General features: G+C 33.5%; 16 protein-coding genes. 5 read left to right on the top strand and 11 right to left on the bottom strand.

Annotated elements, in window-relative coordinates; translation table 11 throughout:
- Positions 1–113: 113 nt before the first annotated feature.
- Positions 114–2,201: an FG-GAP-like repeat-containing protein gene (locus tag Bccel_RS03950; protein ID WP_036940965.1), complete on the bottom strand. Its 2,088-nt coding sequence runs from the start codon at positions 2,199–2,201 to the stop codon at positions 114–116.
- A gap of 87 nt (positions 2,202–2,288) precedes the next feature.
- Positions 2,289–3,233 (bottom strand): hypothetical protein, encoded by a 945-nt coding sequence (locus tag Bccel_RS03945; protein ID WP_036940968.1) that lies wholly within the window; start codon positions 3,231–3,233, stop codon positions 2,289–2,291.
- A gap of 194 nt (positions 3,234–3,427) precedes the next feature.
- On the opposite strand from Bccel_RS03945, the gene Bccel_RS03940 reads away from it, so the two are divergent.
- The 3 genes from Bccel_RS03940 (at position 3,428) to Bccel_RS03930 (ending at position 6,446) form a co-directional block, all read left to right on the top strand.
- Positions 3,428–4,246 carry a hypothetical protein gene (locus Bccel_RS03940; protein ID WP_036940971.1) on the top strand — a complete coding sequence of 273 codons (819 nt, stop codon included), beginning with the start codon at positions 3,428–3,430 and terminating at the stop codon, positions 4,244–4,246.
- 13 nt (positions 4,247–4,259) lie between these two features.
- A complete protein-coding gene (locus tag Bccel_RS03935) occupies positions 4,260–4,763 on the top strand; it encodes a hypothetical protein (RefSeq protein WP_036940973.1) in 504 nt (167 codons plus the stop codon).
- A gap of 126 nt (positions 4,764–4,889) precedes the next feature.
- Positions 4,890–6,446 (top strand): S16 family serine protease, encoded by a 1,557-nt coding sequence (locus tag Bccel_RS03930; protein WP_036940976.1) that lies wholly within the window; start codon positions 4,890–4,892, stop codon positions 6,444–6,446.
- A 54-nt stretch (positions 6,447–6,500) separates the two neighbouring features.
- On the opposite strand, the gene Bccel_RS03925 is transcribed toward Bccel_RS03930, so the two are convergent.
- The 8 genes from Bccel_RS03925 to Bccel_RS03890 all read right to left on the bottom strand — a co-directional run bounded on the left by Bccel_RS03925 (position 6,501) and on the right by Bccel_RS03890 (position 15,893).
- Positions 6,501–8,672: a leucine-rich repeat protein gene (locus Bccel_RS03925; RefSeq protein ID WP_050753076.1), complete on the bottom strand. Its 2,172-nt coding sequence runs from the start codon at positions 8,670–8,672 to the stop codon at positions 6,501–6,503.
- A gap of 155 nt (positions 8,673–8,827) precedes the next feature.
- Entirely contained in the window at positions 8,828–9,958 is a 1,131-nt protein-coding gene (locus Bccel_RS03920; protein WP_036940979.1) for a hypothetical protein, read from the bottom strand.
- 78 nt (positions 9,959–10,036) lie between these two features.
- Complete coding sequence (locus tag Bccel_RS03915) at positions 10,037–10,888, bottom strand: aminoglycoside 6-adenylyltransferase (RefSeq protein WP_036940982.1); 852 nt, start codon at positions 10,886–10,888, stop codon at positions 10,037–10,039.
- A gap of 94 nt (positions 10,889–10,982) precedes the next feature.
- Positions 10,983–11,495, bottom strand: a complete 513-nt coding sequence (locus tag Bccel_RS03910) for a hypothetical protein (protein ID WP_036940985.1) — start codon at positions 11,493–11,495, stop codon at positions 10,983–10,985.
- Positions 11,496–11,841: 346 nt separating this feature from the next.
- Positions 11,842–13,659 (bottom strand): polysaccharide biosynthesis protein, encoded by a 1,818-nt coding sequence (locus Bccel_RS03905; RefSeq protein WP_036940988.1) that lies wholly within the window; start codon positions 13,657–13,659, stop codon positions 11,842–11,844.
- Between the two features lie 90 nt (positions 13,660–13,749).
- Positions 13,750–14,442 (bottom strand): tyrosine-protein phosphatase, encoded by a 693-nt coding sequence (locus Bccel_RS03900; RefSeq protein WP_036940990.1) that lies wholly within the window; start codon positions 14,440–14,442, stop codon positions 13,750–13,752.
- Entirely contained in the window at positions 14,439–15,176 is a 738-nt protein-coding gene (locus Bccel_RS03895) for a CpsD/CapB family tyrosine-protein kinase (RefSeq protein ID WP_036940994.1), read from the bottom strand. The genes Bccel_RS03900 and Bccel_RS03895 overlap by 4 nt, the downstream gene beginning before the upstream one ends.
- 51 nt (positions 15,177–15,227) lie before the next feature.
- A complete protein-coding gene (locus Bccel_RS03890; protein WP_050753075.1) occupies positions 15,228–15,893 on the bottom strand; it encodes a YveK family protein in 666 nt (221 codons plus the stop codon).
- 667 nt (positions 15,894–16,560) lie between these two features.
- Here Bccel_RS03890 and Bccel_RS03880 point away from each other — a divergent pair.
- Positions 16,561–16,968 carry a hypothetical protein gene (locus Bccel_RS03880; RefSeq protein ID WP_036941000.1) on the top strand — a complete coding sequence of 136 codons (408 nt, stop codon included), beginning with the start codon at positions 16,561–16,563 and terminating at the stop codon, positions 16,966–16,968.
- Between the two features lie 118 nt (positions 16,969–17,086).
- Here the strand turns inward: Bccel_RS03880 and Bccel_RS03875 are convergent, their stop codons facing one another.
- On the bottom strand, positions 17,087–19,513 hold the full coding sequence (locus Bccel_RS03875; protein WP_050753074.1) for a glycoside hydrolase family 9 protein: 2,427 nt from the start codon (positions 19,511–19,513) through the stop codon (positions 17,087–17,089).
- Positions 19,514–19,712: 199 nt separating this feature from the next.
- Here Bccel_RS03875 and Bccel_RS03870 point away from each other — a divergent pair, with 199 nt between their 5' ends.
- Positions 19,713–19,970: a hypothetical protein gene (locus tag Bccel_RS03870; RefSeq protein WP_036941003.1), complete on the top strand. Its 258-nt coding sequence runs from the start codon at positions 19,713–19,715 to the stop codon at positions 19,968–19,970.
- Positions 19,971–20,067 lie beyond the last annotated feature (97 nt).

The raw sequence follows: 20,067 nt of genomic DNA, 5'->3' as shown, positions 1-20,067 counted from the left end.
ATTGAATGCACCATAATTTCCTAGATAAAAAAATAAACCTCCAAGTTTTAACTTGAGGGTTTATTTTTTTATTGGTTCAACGATAAATTTTGTAGCTCGTTGAGAGAAAGATATTATTTACCTGACCAATTTCCAACAAGATAATTCGAAAAATTAAAATCGTTTCCAACCTTATACGAATTATTTCCATAAAGTGTATTGTTTTTAAATTGGTAAAGCATCATATCCCCGGAACCGGTTCTTGCTATAATATCGGAAGTACCGTCACAGAACCAGTTTCCAACATAAATATCAGTAAAACTATTAAATTCATTGCCTACCTTAGCAGAGTAATTGCCATAAAATGTATTGTTTCTGAAGGTATAAAGCCACAGGTCTCCTGAAGAAAATCTTACTATCAGATCATCAGTACCATCATTTGTCCAGTTACCGACCAAATAATTTACTACACCATTGAAACCTTCTCCAACTTTTCCAGAAACATTTCCATAGAAAGTATTGTTTCGGAACTGGTACAAATACAATTCACCATTAGCATTTCTTATTATCAAGTCTGAAGTTCCGTCACCGGTCCAATTGCCAACCAAGTAATCAGTCATATTGATAAAACCGTTTCCTACTTTTATTGGGCTTGCGGAAATGGAATTATTTCGAATAATTATAAGATATAAGTCTCCTGAAGCCGTTCTTACAATAAGATCGTCAGTTCCATCACCGGTCCAATTGCCAACCAAATAATCAGTATAATTGAAGCCGCTTCCCAGCTTTATGGGAGTATTTCCGTAGAAGGTATTGTTTCGGAAAGGATACAGGTACAATTCTCCAAGACTGTTTCTTACAATCAAATCATGTGTTCCGTCACCAGTCCAATTACCAACAAGGTAGTGTGTAAAACTCCAATCATTACCAACCTGTATTGGTGTATTGCCGTAAAATGTTCCATTATGAAAAGGATAAAGTATCATTTTTCCTGAAGAATCTCTTACAATAAAGTCAGGAGCTGCATGAATAGTGTTCCATGAATAATCATCCGTATAAAAATACTTGCCTGTCATGATTCCCGGTTCTGTATACCTGCTGTCTGCAATCGAAAATGTAATACCCTTTGTCTCAGTTGAAAAATATCCGTTTATTGCCTTATAATTCCCATTTGCATCAATAAAGTGGCCCAATCTGGCTGGTACATTTGAATAATTAGGTAACCTGCGGATAACAAGTTTACCCCTTAAACTGTCATTGTTAAGGTTAAACACACCTAAAAGTCTGCTTTTCTGATTGCTGTACGATACAGGAGCTTTAACTTTTGTTATGTAGTGTGCACCCGTTGCGTTTTTTTCGAAAACATCATATTTAACACGGATCATGGAACTTTCACCCCATGAGTTTTTGACAATAAATATTCTGTTTGGCCTGTCATATCCAACAACAAGAACACAGTGACTTTCCCCTCCGCTAGTACCTGAATATTGGTATACTCCGTACCGATCCCTATACCAGTTTGTATTGAAATCAAGAATAACATCATATCCATTTGCTATAACCTGTTCAATATTTGCACTCACATTTGGAGAATTGAGCCTTGCAAAGCTTTCCACACCATAAATCGCTCCAGTCCTTGCACTTGTGGGAATGTAGTATGGGGAATATTCAAAAGCATCTACCTGAGCTTGAGTTACTTTGTTATCCTTTGGGTCAGGCAACCAGGCAAAATCTCCGCATGCGTTGTTGGTCCGTGCATTTATATAATTTTTAAGGGATTCCATTTCACTTTGACCCAAATAACCTCTGTTTATTCCCAGTGTAGAGTTGTAATTTATATCATTTTCAGCACAGATATCATAATCTCTTGTGAAAGATACACAATCGGAGCTTCCTCCTCCCCAATATGATACCTGATTTTCGTACAAATAATTGGGTGTATAGTTTGGCGGAATAACATCAAGCCATGAGGATTTTATCAGGTGGTGTAAATACTGTTCAGATAAATCAAGTGTCATATTATAATCACGATTGTATCTGGCTTCTAAAGCTGCAATAATGGCAAAATCAAAACATGTTCGCCTGTCATACTGATTCTTGATACTTGTCTGCTTACCTGACCAATCTACCTTATCAGGAATTGCAGCACTTGCCTGACTTGATGCCAACATTATTACTATAAGAAAAAGTGTTGCAAAAATTAAATTTTTATAATTTCTCATAAAATAACCTCCCATTTTGTTTTTTAAATTAATCTTGATATATGAATGTAAGGTAATTCATCCCGGTCGACACTCATCTGACAATAATTAAAATGTGCTGGAAAAGTTGAGTTGACTGTCTGTACCTGTCCAAACATAATATGCAGAATAATTACTGTTGTTGGAGTAAATCAAAGGCCACACTGAAGGTGCATAATAGCTCGTTTGATCAGATGTCTTTTTTCCTGTATATGATAAACCATCTAAAGAAACTACAGAATTTAAACAATTATCCGTACCTGTCCAGCATAATTGAAAATTCCCGGATGAAATTAAGCGATATTTGAATTTACAAGTTGGAGATCTTTTTGCATATTCATTTAGTACATTCTTATTTGTCCATGTGGAGTAATTTACGTTTTTGGTCATAACATTAATTCTTTTGTTATAGTCTGTCCAGGCCAGACAAAGTGTAGCAGCTCCAAAACTTATGCTAGGTCCATAATTGCTGTATTCATAAAGAGTGGTTTTTGAGTACACTGAGAATATTCTTTTATTGCATTGGCTTACATCCATGGATAATGTATTCAGTCTCTTATCTGTGCCTGTCCAGGCTAAAAAAAGTGTATTTCCTGAACTGGCAATAGACGGTGATGTACCCTGGAGTGCATATTCATCTGGTATTGTGTATTTATACGAAAAATTCATGTAAGTATCGTCATTCCAGGTTATGCTAATAGCACCATCCAGTTCTGTATAAGCTATAAAAAATTTACCATTTGCTTGTGCTAACGAAGGTTTACTGCGGGTTTCTGCCCAAGGAAGCACCCCATGCAAACCAAATGTTTTACCGCCATTCGTTGAAGACATGAAATTAACATAATGCGGGTACTTTGGGTTGTCTGTACCCGCCCAGGCAATATACATTTTACCATTGTAGTATATAATATCCGGCCCATCTATAGAATACTGACCAAGGGGTAAAGCGAAAGATTGGATTGAACTTGCAATAATAAAGCTTAACATTACTAAAAATACGATAAATCTTTTCATAATCTTATCCTCCTTTAAAATCAATCTTTTTTTGTTGTTTAAATTCATATAATTCACACCGGCCGGTACTCATCTGACAATTTCATTATGCATCCAATTTTAAAATCACTAACAGTAAAAAAATCTTTAAAAATATATTGTTATTGTTTTTACAATATGATATATAATGATTATTAAACCATTTGGAGGTAATCATGCCAAACAATTCAAAAGCTTATGTTACCATAATGGATTACCCTGAGTATGAAACATCATGTATTGGCTACATTCGTATAAGAACATTCAGATATTTGCAGGACTTGGAAATTGCCTTAAAAGAATTTAAACGTTATAGATTTCATGTTCCTGACCATATGTCAAAAGATTTAGATAAATGGATTTATTACCAAACTCATATTTTTCTATTGGATTATTTTAAGAGTAATATAAATATTTTCAATAATTTATATATTGAATTTATTGATAATTATAAATATTTTTATATAGCAGAAAAGAATCATTTTAAAAAGTATTATTCGGAGCAAATTTCTATAATAAGTAATTCAGTTTTAACTTCTTTAAAAATATTAGCCGCAGAAGGCGGATATCCGCACAGGGTAATTTGTTACTGTTTTAAAAATTTACTGGAGGACTATCCACCAGCCAAAATAGCAAATGAATTGCTTTCAAAAAATCTTGACATATTGCTTGATTTATTTATAGATAATTATTCATATGAGACAGAAATTCCTCTGCTATATGTAGCATACCTGTTTGAAACGGTAAGGGATGACTTAGATAGTGAGCTTAATGACTTAGTTTATAAATATGGCAATTACAATGAGGATTTTACCAAAATTGTAGAAAAGATTTTAAGTACTCGGACAGGTTCTACATTGCTCGAAAACTATTTCTCCATAGATCAGAAAAATAAACCTCAAATTATTGTTATGTGGTGCAAAAGAGTAAAAGAAAGAATTATTAACAAGACTTTAGCTTTTCTTAAAGATAAAAATAATTATTTTGAAGTTTAATGGAGATAAAATTATGGAAAATTTAAATTTAAAGTGTCCTGACAAGGACACTATTTACAAGTATTTCAGAATGGAACTTGATAACGAGCAATTATTGAGTTTGAATAAACATTTTGCTTTCTGCGATAAGTGTCTTAACCAATACAACTACTTTGATGATTATATCAGCACAAGAGCACTATCGTCCAATGTTATAAAGGAGATATGGAAAGATTCCGATATCGATACTTTTGAATATGCTGCTGCTGATAGTCACAATAATAAAGATTTTGAACTGACTTCTTCAAAAGGTAAATATATAGCCAAGTTGTTACAATACGCAAGTGATCCATGTATAAATTTACTTGTCATCAATGTTCTAATTGACAGTAAAGGAAAACTAAGGGTGAGCCATATAAAAAATGGTAAAACAATACCAATTGGAGAGGAAGATATTGATGGATTAAATGAATTTTGCTTTAGTGTCAGTTCGGATATTGTTTTAAAAGAGTTAATTATTGATATTGTCAATAATTAACTAAAATGTGCTGTTAATCTTACATTTTGCAAAGCAAAATAACCAGCGAATATAGCGACTATAACTTTATTTTGTGATACAAATGAAAAAATTAATCACTTTAATACAAAATAATGAGGCAAAATTATGAATGTTTATGCACTTTTTGATAATGCAACAGCAGAAATTGTTAAGATAGATTTTATAGAATATGATTCAGGTTCACCTATCCATATATACTTTATTCAAAAACAAAATAATATTAAACAATCCATTGAACGAGCTATAAATGCTGCATATATGGAAATATTCTCAGGAGAGCTTAAGTATCAACAGAAAAAGTATATTACTATTTCTCCAAAACCTTTTGAGCAGCAAGTATGCGGCAGTAGTGCCGCTTTACCTTATGCCATATCTTTTGTCTTATCTATAATTGACAATGGATATATCCAGTGCGATACTCCTTCATGGGACAAAATATCTGCTACAGGAGAAATTGATATATATGGTAATGTAATCGCAATAAGCTCCATTAAACAAAAAATCACAGCAGCTATCAACGAAAAATTTGACGTTGTTTTTTTTCCAAGCCAAAACCTTCAAGAATTATCACAGATAAGAAATGAAGAACCGCAATTTGATGAGCTGCTTATTAAAAGCAATTTAAAGTTAATTCCTGTCTCAACTATCAGACAGGTGCTATGTGAAATTGGTATATTTAAAAATGTTAAAACCAATAACAATGATGTAACCCCTTTAAATAATAACTTAAAAGTTGGGGATGAAATTAAGCATCAAAATCTCCAAAGTGATATTAAAAAAGAAAAATCAAAATCTGTTAATAAGAAAGTTAAAAAAAACTACGTATTCCAATTTGGCTCTGCCCTAGCTTTTATAATATCCGTAATTATAATATTTAAGTATATTTACCCTGTTAATAGCATTAACAAAAATTCAAATTCTGCTTTTACTTATACTTCCTCAGCACCAACTCAGGAACCGATTCATACTCCTTATAAAAATACTGGTATTTCAGCCACTATTTCTACTATAGATCCTACTCCTACCAAAATATACACTTATTCACGCATACCAACAGTAACTGTGCCTGCAAGTCCTGTTTCCGGCATTATGTCCACCAATACTCCCGTACCAACAAGAGTTATTAAAAAGCCATCCTCACTTATACTCTTTAATAGTACAAATAAAGATGTCTTCAAATGGGATTATAATACGGATAATGTAACAACAGAATATGACAATAATTCAAAAAAAGCTGTAAAGCTGCATTATGACCTAACAAATAAGGGTTCCAGCATATTTATTTACAATCTGAAAGAAAACTATATCAATATAAATAATGTTTTATTAAAAAATAACCAAATATCTTTTCGGCTTAAAAGAAATATTAATAACACAGCTAATACTATGCATATATTGTTTATCTTTAAAAATGGAAAAGAAAAAGCTTACTACGTATTTAATGATATAAAAACAAAGCCCGGAAGTAACGATAAACTAAAATATGACGGTAAAAAAGAATGGGGACAAAAAATATTGGATTTTAATAGTTTTAGTCCTCGTATTGATATTAAAGATGTTTTAAACTTGGAAGAAATCCACTTTATAATCACAAATGAATTTTCACGGCATGATGAAGGAGGAACCGGAGATATTTACATAAGTGACCTTACATTTTCATAAGCTATTGGCAAGCCATTCTTATACAACAAATTAGTGGCTATAAATGGTATTGGTTTAATTTTTAACCTTCGCCAAAATATTATGTAATACAGAACATACTTCGGCTCTGGTTATATTTTGCTTCGGTCTTAAAGTTCCATCGCCATATCCGTTAAGTATCCCTTTTTGAGCCGCTTTTTTCATACTTGTAAATGCCCATGTCGGTATGTCTTTCTCGTCTGTAAATTTTTTTTCTTCCCTGCCCTTATCTATGTCTTCTTTTAAAGCTTCTATAAGTATTACTGCCAATTCAGCCCTTGTTATTTCCCTGGAACCTTTAAATGTATTATCTTTATAGCCGTTTATAATTTTTTCGCGGACTGCTGTACTTACATATTTTTTAGACCAATTTGAAATCTTATCAGTATCTGAAAAATTCAACTGAATTTTATCATCAAGTTTATACCCCATATATAGAACAATTATTTTGGCTATTTCCTCACGGGTTGTGTTACCGTCAGGATTAAAGGTATTATCCGGGTATCCGTTTACCAATCCTTTTCTATGTATCTCTATTATGTATTCCTCTGACCAATGTCCTTCTATATCTCTAAAAACTATTGCTTTGGGTAATAAAGGAGTTGGTATTTCTGTAATTTTGGGTGTTGGAGTTTGGAGTGTTGGAGTTTGGGTTATAGCAGTAGATGCTGGAGTTTGTACAGGGGTTGGTGTTACTGTCGCTGTTGCAGTTGCCGTTGCTGCATATGTATTTTGTGTTGTTGTTGAATTTGATTGTAATGATACATTATTTGAAACACTTGAATTTTTGTCTGTTTGATTTGGTGTTGGTGTTGCCATTGGTGTTGCTGTTTGTGTTTCTGTTTGTGTTGGTGTTGGTGTTGCCGTTGGTGTTGCTGTTAATGTCGCTGTTACTATTGCTGCCGGTGTTTGTTCCGGAGGATTTACTGTTAATGGCGATGAAGTCGGTACATCATAAGGCTCAGATTTATATCCCATCCATGTAGGTGCTGTAAACCCGGGAGCACTATTTAAGTAATGTATGGTAAATTGGGAATCTGCATCATCAAATGCATTAGTTCCCATGCTCGGAGCATTTCCATTAAAGTAAGCATTTTGAAGTGTATAACAGTTTCTAAAAGCTTCATTTCCAATATTTGAAACACTTTTGGGTATTGTTATGCTTTTTAAACTGGTACAATAATTAAATGCAGCGTTCCCAATACTTGTTACACTGCTTGGTATTGTTATATCTGTTAGTCCGACACACTGGAAAAACACTTCGTTACCAATACTTGTTATACCTCCTGGCAATGTTATACTTTTTAAATTGGGGCATTCTCTGAACACCTTATTCCCAATACTTGTCACGCTGTTTGGTATTGTTATGTCTGTTAAACTGGAATACATAAATGCAGTATCCTCAATGCTTGTTACACTGCTTGGTATTGTTATATCTGTTAATCCAGTGCACTTGAATGTTCCCTTATTTATACTTGTTACATTGTCTGACAGAGTTATATTTTTTAAACCTGTACACCAAAAGAACGCTTCTTCTCCAATACTTTTTACACTGTTTGGTATTGCTATACTTGTTAATCCATAGCAGTAATAGAATGCAGAATTCCCAATGTTTGTTACGCTATCTGGTATTGTTATACTTGTTAACCCATGGCAGTAATAGAATGCCTCATCCCCAATACTTGTTACACTGCTTGGTATAGTTATTTCCTTTAATCCATAGCAGCCGTAAAATGCACCTTCACCAATACTTGTAACGCCGTCCGGTATTGTTATATAAGTTAAACCTTGGCAGTCATAGAACGTATAACTTCCAATACTTGTTATACTACTTGATATAGTTATACCTGTTAATCTATAGCAGTCATAAAATGCCTTGTCCCCAATACTTGTTACACTGTCCGGTATGGTTATACCTGTTAATCCATCACAGTAACAGAATGCAGAACTTCCAATACTTTTTATACCATAAGGTATTGTTATACCTGTTAGCCCTTTGCAACCATAGAAGACTTCATCACCAATGTTTTCTACACATATACCGTTAATTTTGCTTGGTATTATTATATCTCCGCCAGATCCTTTATAATCGGTTATTGTTTTTGTTGATTCATCGAATATGAAATCAGAATCGGGTGCAAGTGCTTTACAAGGATAAAACGAAGAAATAATTGCCATAAACAAAATAAATGAAATTAACCTTTTCATATCCAGTACCCCCTATTTAAATAGCTGAATACACTACGTATAGAGTTATGAATACTTTGTTGCTGAGTATTCATAACCAGGAAATTTCTCTATTTGTTATAAACAAGATTTACTAAATCCTCCAATAAATAACGAATTATATATACCTACTTCTTTTAATCGATTTTATACTCCTTTGCAATAACTGTTCTCATACCGCCAAATAAAATTTCTCCCAATCCAATTTTTGCAATAACCCTATCGTTTCCAGCCCAAAAACAACCTTCGCAATCACCATACTTTTCTCTAATAGAAGGTATATTTACCCCTAAATCATTTAACCCGCTTGGGCAAAGCACTTTAAATTCTTTGGTTTCAAAGTCATACATATATAAATCCGTTGGAGTTTTACCCAGACTGTAAAGCAGCTTTTTACCGTCATATGAAGGATACATATATGATGATCCCAATACCTTAAAATCCTTATTTTCTATTAACGGTCTTTCTTCAATTACATTCCCATCAAGATCGGTTATGTAAAATTTGGAATTTATTTGACACATCAATCTACTTCCTTCAATAACCCCGAGAACTTCCATAAAGCTAATTTTTTCTTTAATTTCTATGTTAATCTTTTTACATTTTTCATCCTTAATCTGATAAAGGCTGTAATCTGTATTATCCGGATCTTTTTGAGTTCTGATGTTTACAAATAAAGTTCCCTTGTCAAAGGCTAAAAATCCTACATTGTATTGGAGATTTCCAGACTTGTCCATAAATTCATCGCCAGGTTGGATTTTGTATTTACTAAGGATATCAACTTTCTCTTTTTGATTAAAATCAATATAATTAATACTATTCATATCTCCGTAGTATACTCTTTTGTTTTCCATATCAAGCACGGAATTTCTCATATACGCGGCGGCTATTTTACCTTCAATGCTGGCAATAACCTTTTTGTCGACACTGTCCCATATAACAAGTCTGGCCTTATCACTGGGTTCATGAGTTTTAAAATCATACGGATCAAGTTGAAACAAGTAATGCCTTCCGTCCTTTGATATACTTGTGAGAGTCCCTATGTTAAAATTATTGTCAAATTTGTCAATGGCAATTACTGTCCCACCGTACTCATCTTTCTCCCCTACTTTCACCTGAATATCCTTTGCTGCTGTAACTTGAGGAGTATATGAAGCTTCTACTTCCAAATTCCTATTTTTGTCACAGCCAGTGTATATCATAGACTGAGTAATAATCAAAACCCCAATAAACAATGCTTTTATTCTTAATGATTTATACTTACCCATAAAATCACCCCTTAATAAAATTATCCGACTCTAATATATTGATTCACGATATTAAACCGCAAATAATGTTTTTATATGTTATCGAAATTTCTTAACGCTTTCCAGAAAATTTGCAGCATACATATCTGCTTCATTGGGATATATATAATTTAGTTTCTCAGCTGTTTTGACAGATAATTTACGAAATAAATCCATGCTTTTAGATAGTGCACGAAAAATATCATTAGCTGAATACCCTGCAAATATATTAGGAAATTCCTTCACTATCCAAGGTTCTGCCCACTGTTCTATGAAACGCCCGCAATGCCAGGTGTCATAAGAAGAGCCGTTAACAGCATGAGTAAAAAGTTCTATCATCTGTAATAGGATATTTTTCATATAGTTATCCACACAGTTTTTTGCAACCCAAAGTTCGCCACGCAGCACTTTTTTTGCAGCCCATATTGAGTGAAACCAAAAGTCATTAACAATATTTACAAATTCACTCTCCGATAGCAAGAAATACTGTTCAGGTGATAACGCTATCCTCCTCAAAACATCATCAAACCCAATTTTATCAAATAATATGCAATATGATCTTGCAATTATTTCCTTGAAGTCTTTATCTTTTTCAATTTTATCAATGTCATTTGCCTTCAAAAAGAGAAAATCCGCATCCAGTGCATTATCAAAAACTACACGCCGTTCTTTTCCATTAGCAATTGTATTTTCACTAAAGGAAATATGGTATTTACCCAAACTATCCAGCCATTCATCGGATTTTATGAAATGCTCTATATCATCAACCAGCATTATAATATCTATATCCGAGTACTCATCGGCAGGATGTTGTGTTCTTGATCTTGAACCTATAATAATACCTGTTTTTATCTGGTCTGTTAATTTACTGAGCTCAATTAAACCGGTTAGAATACTTTGGTATTCATTCATATCAAGTGCCTCCATTTAACCCATGACTTCCGGAATATATATTCTTTAAATTCCTTTATGTATTAACAAATAATTAACTGGTCAATCGTGAATCTTATATTTCAACAAAACTTTTTAAGGCATTATCAAATTTCCACTTCAACCCGCAAATGTTTAAATAATTCTCATACTTGACTATAAACTTATCAGGAATATACCCTAAAACTTCATCCATCCTTCTTAGTGAATACTCAAATGCGAATTTACGTCCCTCATATTTTAATTTATAGCACTTTTCCCACTCTTTTTTAAATTGTGTTCGATTTTTAGATTCAAAGCTAAATCCTTGACAATTGGTTCCATAAGCTAATAATATTACAAAGGCTTCATCCCCATCTTTAGTTGGAAATCCGGAAAGCATGGAATAATGTCCTCTATCATTATCCTCTATTACATAATACCCTATTTTTATACTATACTTAATGTATAATCCGTTAAGTCCCCAATCACTTGAAAGTGAGATTTCCAGTTTAGAAATCAGCTTAGATGCTGCTTCTTTTTCATAATCGGACATTATATGTTTAAAATAGTTTTCTCCATCATACATAACAGTATATAATTCATCCAAAATGTTTTTCCTCCTTGACCCAATAGGCCTACTAGCTTAGCTTGTCCAAAGTCCTTTATTGTACTTGTCCTTACTCTATTTCCAACAAAATTAGACCCTATCCATATTAAAAGTGTTAATTATCTTACATTTGGTGAAGCTAATAACCATTATTTTATGATATACAAATAATAAGATTAAGTGATTTTAACAAGCTTGTGATAGACAAGTGCAATATTTATGACATCTTACACCATATTTTATCACACACAACCTTATTATGGCAATGAATACAATTTACCAAACAATTTTCACATGTTGGTTTTCTGGATAATTTACCAATTTTGGTAAACTCATCAATGAGTTTCTATTTATAATCAGGGATAATCTTTTTTAAGAAGTCTTTCACCTCGTTTATTCCGATCAAACCGTTGTTTCTAGCTTTATTAATTTCTTCAATTATCGCCGCGAAATCCAAATCATATTGTTTTTCAATAAATATATTATTGTTTTTTGTAATATTGATCCCATCCTTAAACATCAGAAGTTCCTCATGCAGTTTTTCACCCGGCCGAAGGCCGGTAAACTCTATTTCAATATCTTCCCCAGGTCTCATACCTGCTTGTGAAATCATAATATTGGCAAGATCAAGTATCTTTACAGGCTTACCCATGTCAAGAACAAATATTTCGCCTCCACTAGCCATAGCACCAGCTTGTATAACCAGGCTTGCGGCTTCGGATATTGTCATAAAGTACCTTGTTGTATCAGGATGGGTCACTGTTACCGGGCCACCCTCTTCAATCTGTTTCTTAAAAAGAGGAACAACACTGCCGTTACTTCCTAATACGTTTCCGAACCTTACTGCAGAGAAAATTGTACTGCTTTTTTTATTCATATAACGGATTAGAATTTCTGAAACTCTTTTAGTAGCACCCATTATACAAGCAGGATTAACGGCTTTATCCGTTGATATGAAAACAAACTTTTTGCAACTATATTTATCAGCACATTCAAGTAGATTTAGGGTACCGAATATGTTGTTTTTTACAGCCTCATCAGGATTTCCTTCCATTAAAGGCACATGCTTGTGTGCTGCTGCGTGGAAAACGACGGTTGGTTTATATGTGTCAAAAATATACTCCATCTTTTCCTTTTCTCTTATGGAAGCTATGATTATTTTTATATCCAGATCTTTATCATGTTTTTTTACAAGCTCATTGTTTATGTCAAAAGCACTGTTTTCATAAAAATCAAGTATCAATAATTTTGAGGGCCTAAACCTTGCTATTTGTCTGGAAAGTTCCGATCCTATTGACCCACCGCCTCCAGTCACCATAACCACCTCATTTTCAATATAGTGGCTTATCTCTTCTGTATTAATACATATTTCATTTCTTGAAAGCAAATCTTCTATATTAAAGCCCCTTAGCTTTTTAAAGCTAACCCCTTCTCCCATTAATCCAAATACCTCAGGAAGCACTTTAACTTTACATCGAGAATTTTTACAGACATTAATAATAATTTGCATTTCCTTTTTTTGTACAGATGGCATAGTTACAATAATCTCTTCAATTCCAAATTTTTTTACTGCCCATAATATCTTATCCCTACCGCCTATGATCGGAACACCGTTAATTTTGGTTTTATGCTTTTTTTTGTCATCATCAATTGCTGCAACAGGCTTGTATTTACAATTAATATTGCTCTTCATCTCCTTAATAATAATTGAACCTGCCTCTCCCGCACCAATAATCATTGTGTTCTTTTTATAATGATCTTCAAACAAATATTTTTTTATGTCGTTTTTAAAACGAATGCTTATCCTTAAGGCTCCGACAAAAACAAAGGTTATCAACCAGAAGATCAGTAATACGGATTTAGGTAAATATATATCTAATGCCAGTTCAATAAGCAAAGACATAAAGGCACCTGTTACAGTTGCAAGCAGGATTTGAACAAGTTCTCCTATGCTTGCATATCTCCAAAGCTTCTTATATAATTCACAAACATAAAAGCAACTTACATTTGCCAAAGAAATAATAACAAGTAATTTTGGAAACAAATCTATATATTTTGCTGGAATTGAACCTTCAAATCTTATGAAAAATGCAGCACATATTCCTATATTTAAAATTATAAGATCACCTATAAAGAATAATACTTTTTTACCATTCCATTTCATTTTTAATTCTCCCCAATAAACCTATTTTAGTCATTCCTTATGTAGAATCTAAATCCACCAATTCCTTTCCGGATATTTTGCACTTTATTTTCATCTAAATATCAGTTCCTGGTTTCTGCGGTATAACGATTCTGCATAGTCAGTGCCTACCCATTTTACAACCTTATGATATGAAGGCAGAAACAGGTTGGTATAATCCTTTGCTGAGTGTGCATCAGATGCAATGAATTGAGCTAATCCAAGCTTTAATACTTTTTTGCAAAATGCTTTAGACTTTCTGCCATGTATTCCCATTATACTTCCTGCATCAAGCTGTACCATGCATCCTGCTTCTATAAGACCTAAAAACTTGCCAAAATCCCTTTGGAAATATATATGCCTTTCAGGGTGAGCGATTATAGGAATAATATTCTCTAAATGCAAATTCAATATAATATCTACTGTGTTAGCCGGGTATACATCAAACGGAAGTTCAAATAGAAGATACTGGGAATTATTTAATGTAAAAATTCTTTTATTATCAATACAATCCAATAACAATGATTCCACAAAAACCTCATACCCCAATCTAAGTTCAATATCACAATCAGCAAGCCTAATCAATAATTCCTTAAAGTTTTTTTCGGCATTATCAATATTAAAGACATTTTTTTTGTAGTGAGGAGTTGCGATAATTGTCTTGATACCAATTTTTTCTGCTTCAAGAACCATTCTAATTGACTCTTTAATGGTAGAAGGGCCATCGTCTGTATCAAAAATCAGATGGCTGTGAATATCAATCATAAATTATCCCTCTTTACATTTTTGATTTCCTTGAGTAATTTTCTGGAATATTTCGTTTTTTTGTTATCGTAGTCATATCCGCCATAATAATTTCGAAAATCCAATTTATTCACTTTGTTAAATACAACTCCAAGAATATTGGCATTAGCCTTTTGCAATTGTTCTTTCATCATAATAGCGTTATTGCACTTTGTTTTGTATTGTGATACTACTATTATTGCAGCATCACTTTGTGATGATATAAGTGCACCGTCAATAACACTGCCTAGCGGTGGTGTGTCTATAATAACAAAATCATATATTTCTCTTGTTTTTATAAGAAATTCTCCTAATCGAGGAGAGGCTATAAGCTCTCCCGGACTCAATGTTTTAATCCCGCAGGATACAAAATCAAAGCCCTCAATCTGGGTTTTATTTATTATCTGTTCTAAAGTTGAATTACCCAACAAGTAATTAGAGAGTCCTTTAAAGTCTTTGCTCACAAGCTTTTTATAAAGTATAGGTTTTCTTAAATCTGCATCAACAAAAAGCACTTTCATACCTGATTTTGCAATTGTATATGAAAGGTTGGCTGAAACACAGCTTTTTCCATCTCCAGAACTGTAGCTGGTAATAGCGATTGTTTTTAGCTTATTTTCCGGATCACAAAAATGTATATTAGCTCTTAAAACTTTAAAAGCTTCCTCTAAGGATTCATTTATCTTAAATTCATGTTCATAATTTATTGTTGTCATAAACTCCCCCAAGGACCATTTTGCATTATTTTGAATAAACAGAATAAGGAATTACTTGTTTTTTACAAGTGGTATTGTGCTGAGAATGCTTAATGATAAGTATTCTTCAATATCTTCCTTACTTTTTATGGTATCACTAAAATACTCAATAAGATATATTAATCCTGTGGTCAATACAAAACTAATCATCAATGCCAATATAAAATTTACTACTGGCTTTGGCTTTGCAGGTTTTAGCGGAAGCTCTGCTCTATCAACAATATTTATATTGGCTACACTCATTAATTCCATAGACTTCTCAATAAATTTTTCACTTGTCTTATTAGCTAAATCCCTTGCTCTATAAGGATTTTTGTCATTAACAATAATCTGCAGCACTCTTGTGTCAGGCTTTAGGTTAACACTTATTTTGCTTGCCAGATCATCGGGACTCACATTCTTAATACCTAGCTCGTTTAGAACCGACCTCGTTACAGTTTTGCTCTCAATAAGCTCTCTATAGTCTTTAACCAACTGCTGATTTGTCAGTAAATCGTTGTAATTTATCGGTTTGCCCCCATCAGGCTTATTTATTACATAGAGTGTAGTATAAGACTGGTATACAGGTTTAAGAATTTCTATGCTTACAAAATATGTTATAATTGCAACTATAATTGGTATTATGATAATAAATTTTATTTTTTTTAAAAGCATATATGTTATTTGCTTTATGTCCAAATTGTATCACCCTTGTCATTTATTCATAATTTTATAGTTATTGTTATCAGTCTTACATTTGGAAAGGCAAAATAACCAGCTGTTTATGTTATTTTGCCCTGCCAGATATAAGATTTTATAAGAACAAAATTACACTTCCTTTAATTAATAAAAAACTAGTCTCTAAAACAATGGAATTTGTGTCTTAACAAGCGGCAAACAAGACCTGCAAAAAGTCCAAATACAACACCGGAAGCAAAACTTAATAAAGCTGTCTTTGCTATAATACTCAAAAAGTTTAAATAGATCATTACATCGATAAAATTATATTTAAGGTGACAAAGTCTTAGCCATGATAAGTTAGCAAGAAGTACAAATAATGAAAACATTATAGCTGTGAAAGTGAACCGGTGCCAGCATTTTGACTTATGGCAACAGACAAGTTCAAAGGTTGCTGCAGCAAATACGCCTCCTACAAATAAATTTACTAAAAAAAACAAAACGCCCATAAATACACCTCGAAAATAGATTCTCTACCAACATATTATGCAGATTATTTAAATGTGTTCAAATAAATATAAACAAAAAACAGACTTTATATTTTAGGTATTCCTTTAAAAAGAAGGGGTTTAGTAAACATAAATACTTACCGATAAATATAATATATATTATTGAAGGGGTAACGATTATGGATATGTTGCGTTTTACTAAAGTAAGTAAAAATAATTCCTATGAATTATCTTACGATGAATCTTCAAACTGTTTATTTGTAGCCTTTTTTGGACTGTGGGATAAAATGTCGCAGTTGGATTATTATATAGAAGATGTAAAAACAATGGTTGCACATTCCAGACCAGGATTTGACATAATCTATGACTTTACGCAGTATAAAGGCTGCATAAACCAGTTAGTGAGCCTTCATGTTGAAGCACAGAATTTATTGCTAGGTGCAGGTATGGATAAAGCAGCAGTTCTGATTAGTGAAAACGAACTTTTAAGAGCCTCTGTAGAGTTTATATTTCAAATGTCGGGAATAACTCCAACATTTTTTTGCAATATAGGAATGCTTCAAAAGTGGTTGGATAGCTTCAAATAGGTCATCTAATCTTTCAAATGTTATTTTCCTTTTCTGTACTCTTTTTTCTTAACATAAAAAAGACTGTAAGAAGGTATTTGCCCTCTCACAGTCTTTTTAAATGTCAAATATATTAATATTACTGAATAACTATTTCAGGATAATTGGATGATGTCATGCTAAAATGTTTTGCAATTATAAGTATGTCGCTCATATTAATTGATCCGTCAGCGTTAAAATCTTGCTCAGCCACATACTTGGCTGTATCCGATGTGGCGTTAAATGCTTTTGCAATTTCTATAACATCAGCCATGTTTATTGCTCCATCCTGCACATCACCCTTTGTAATGTCACCAGCCCAAACTGCTGCTGGAGATGATGATGTTCCGATGGTTGTATTTTTATTTGTAGGAATGTCTTTGATTATTCTAGTCAAATACCCTGGTTTACTTATTATAAGATCGAAGGTTAAAGAATTTAGTATTGGATTTGTTATTTCAAAGTAACCGTTTTCATCTGTTGTCGCAGATATTGAGACATTACCTGTAACATGAATTTCAAATCCTTCCTTTACTTTTGAAGCAGCTGATGCTGAATATGTGAAATCTGGTGCTATATAACCCTTTGTTTTAGGAACAGTGCTTGAAGGCACTGGAGTGTTTGTTGGCTTTGTAGTACTTGGAATAGGAGTTTCACCAGGCTCAAGACCTGCCACCTTGACACCATCCTTGTATATTGCTATTTTATCGGTTCTTGTATACTTGGTTGCAGACAGATCAGCAATTGAATAGTCATTTGCTGCATTCCATTTACCGCTGTAGTTTGCCAAACAGAACTGAATATAGCTTCTTGAGTATAATTTTTCATTAGGGAAAGAAAACTCTATGTAATAGATATTCTTTGCCTTGTCAAAGACTTTTACATCCCCATACTTGGCCCCTTTTATCGGTGAATAATAAATGTCTGCCTTTGTAGATGCCGGGTCAACATTTGCACTTACTAACTCCGACAAATCCATGAAATATCTGAAGGACAATCCTGTTTCGTACCTTGGTGGTGCTGTTAAAATGTTATACATATTCAAATCTATTACTGTACTTTGAGCATCCTGCTTGTAAATTTTAGCTTCTGCGTAATAAAGGTCAGGATCGCCCTCAATTCCAGGTGTCGGTTCAGGTTTCTGGCCATCACCGAAATATTTTGACATACCAGCAAGAGCACCTACAAGACCTGCATTATAGTCAAGACCTGTTTCGGTATAAACATATTGGTCTATATCGTCATAATAAACGCCGGATTTATCAGGTCCGCCTACTAAAGCACCATATAGAATGTGTCTTTCAGGTGCTACCTTCTTTTCATCTGCCGGCGGTCCTTCAAGCATGCCGCTCGCAGCCCTGTGATGTGGGAATTTGGGATATTTATCACCAAAGCCTACCATGTATGACATGTTGTTAGGATTCTTACCGAGAATAAAGTCTATCTGGCTTTTTGCATAATCAAGATATTTCTGATCAGGTTTGATCTTATAGTATGTGAGTGCAAGCATTGATTCTGCCGCTGGGTATTTAGCTACACCCCAACTGTCAAGATAGCTTAAACCGCCTGGAACTTTTGATAGACTATTCATAAAGTAATCAAGATTTTCTTCAACTATTGTTATATACTTGGGTTTTTTAGTTATCTCTGCCATCTTTAAAGCAACCCCGCCAAATATATCATCCCAGCAGTTTGTCCAATGGTTCTGATAAGTGTTATCTCCACCCAGACCTTTTTCAGCCATGAGCTTTTCTATGTCATCCATGTATTTCTGTTCATTTGTAGCAATGTAGAGCCAAATTCCACCCCACATGAGTTCATCATAGTAGCTTCTAGGAAGATAGTAGCTCTGGCCTTTGCTGTTCCCTCTATAAGCCTGACCGAATGCATATAAATCCTTAGCATATGTAAGGCATTTTGCCGCATATGTAGGATCACTATCCTTCATGTTAAGATATGTAAGTGCCAATGTAGCAGCAGCTGAACCAGCTACGTCAGAACCTGGGTTTGATGGAGTTGCAGCATAATATGCTGGTCTGTTATAAGTTTGAAGCTCTGGCGGACCCCAGAATTTATGGTCTTCATCACCATCGCCCAATTGATAATAGAATGTTGTCTTGTTTGGGAAACATTTCATAAAATAATCAGCAAAATGTTTCACAATATTAAGCATGTACTTGTCCTGCCCCTTTTCAATAAAGGTGTCCTTGAACTCGTAATATGCCCATGCCAACGCTGAAGCAGAAGTACACTGAGGCAGACCGAATTTTACATGGTCACCGCAGTCATGAAATCCACCTGTAAGATCAAGCCCAACATCCTTGCCGTCTTCTATATGGCAAGGTCCACGCCATTTGATCCTGTTTTCACCAGCATCAGGTCCACACCAGTTTGCCTCATAGAAAAGAATGGATTTTGCAAATGCATCAACATAATTGAGGTCACCCGCAGCAGCTGATGCAGGTTTTGGGATTATGCTTGTAATATACATCACAAGCAAAGTAAAAATAATACACTTTTTCCTCACATATAATTCCCCCTATCTAAAATTACCTACGACTTAAGATAATCTTACCATATTTTATTATCATCGACAATTCAATCGGTTGGTCAAAAATTGTCATTTTTTGAAATACTTATTTTAACTTAATGGAAAAGATTATATAATTATATGGGGAGCCTAAATTACTGGATATTAACTTTTTATACGAGGAGGTTTATATATTATGGATAAAGAAATAAAATCTTCATTTGAAATGACTGACGAAGAATTAATGGACATGTTTGGTGGATTTGAAAATGCTCAATCCGCTTCAACTAATATTGTTGAAGAACCAATAGATGTTAAGCCATTATACGGAATAGAACCGCCGATTGTTGTTAAGCCTTTGTACGGCATCAAAATTCTTCCACTGTATGGAATCAAACCTTTATACGGAATCAAAAACAGACCACTGTATGGAATTGATCCTACCAAATACTAATTGTTACATTTTCAAATTATAATACGCGATTGTATAAACTTATGCAACGCAGATACATAAAATAAGAACAAACTTTCCAGTTATTTAGATAAAAAGG

It is taken from the genome of Pseudobacteroides cellulosolvens ATCC 35603 = DSM 2933 (genome assembly GCF_001262605.1).
Lineage (GTDB): Bacteria > Bacillota > Clostridia > Acetivibrionales > DSM-2933 > Pseudobacteroides > Pseudobacteroides cellulosolvens.
Note: the sequence above shows the minus strand (reverse complement) of the source record. Positions and strands in the feature narration are given on the sequence as shown.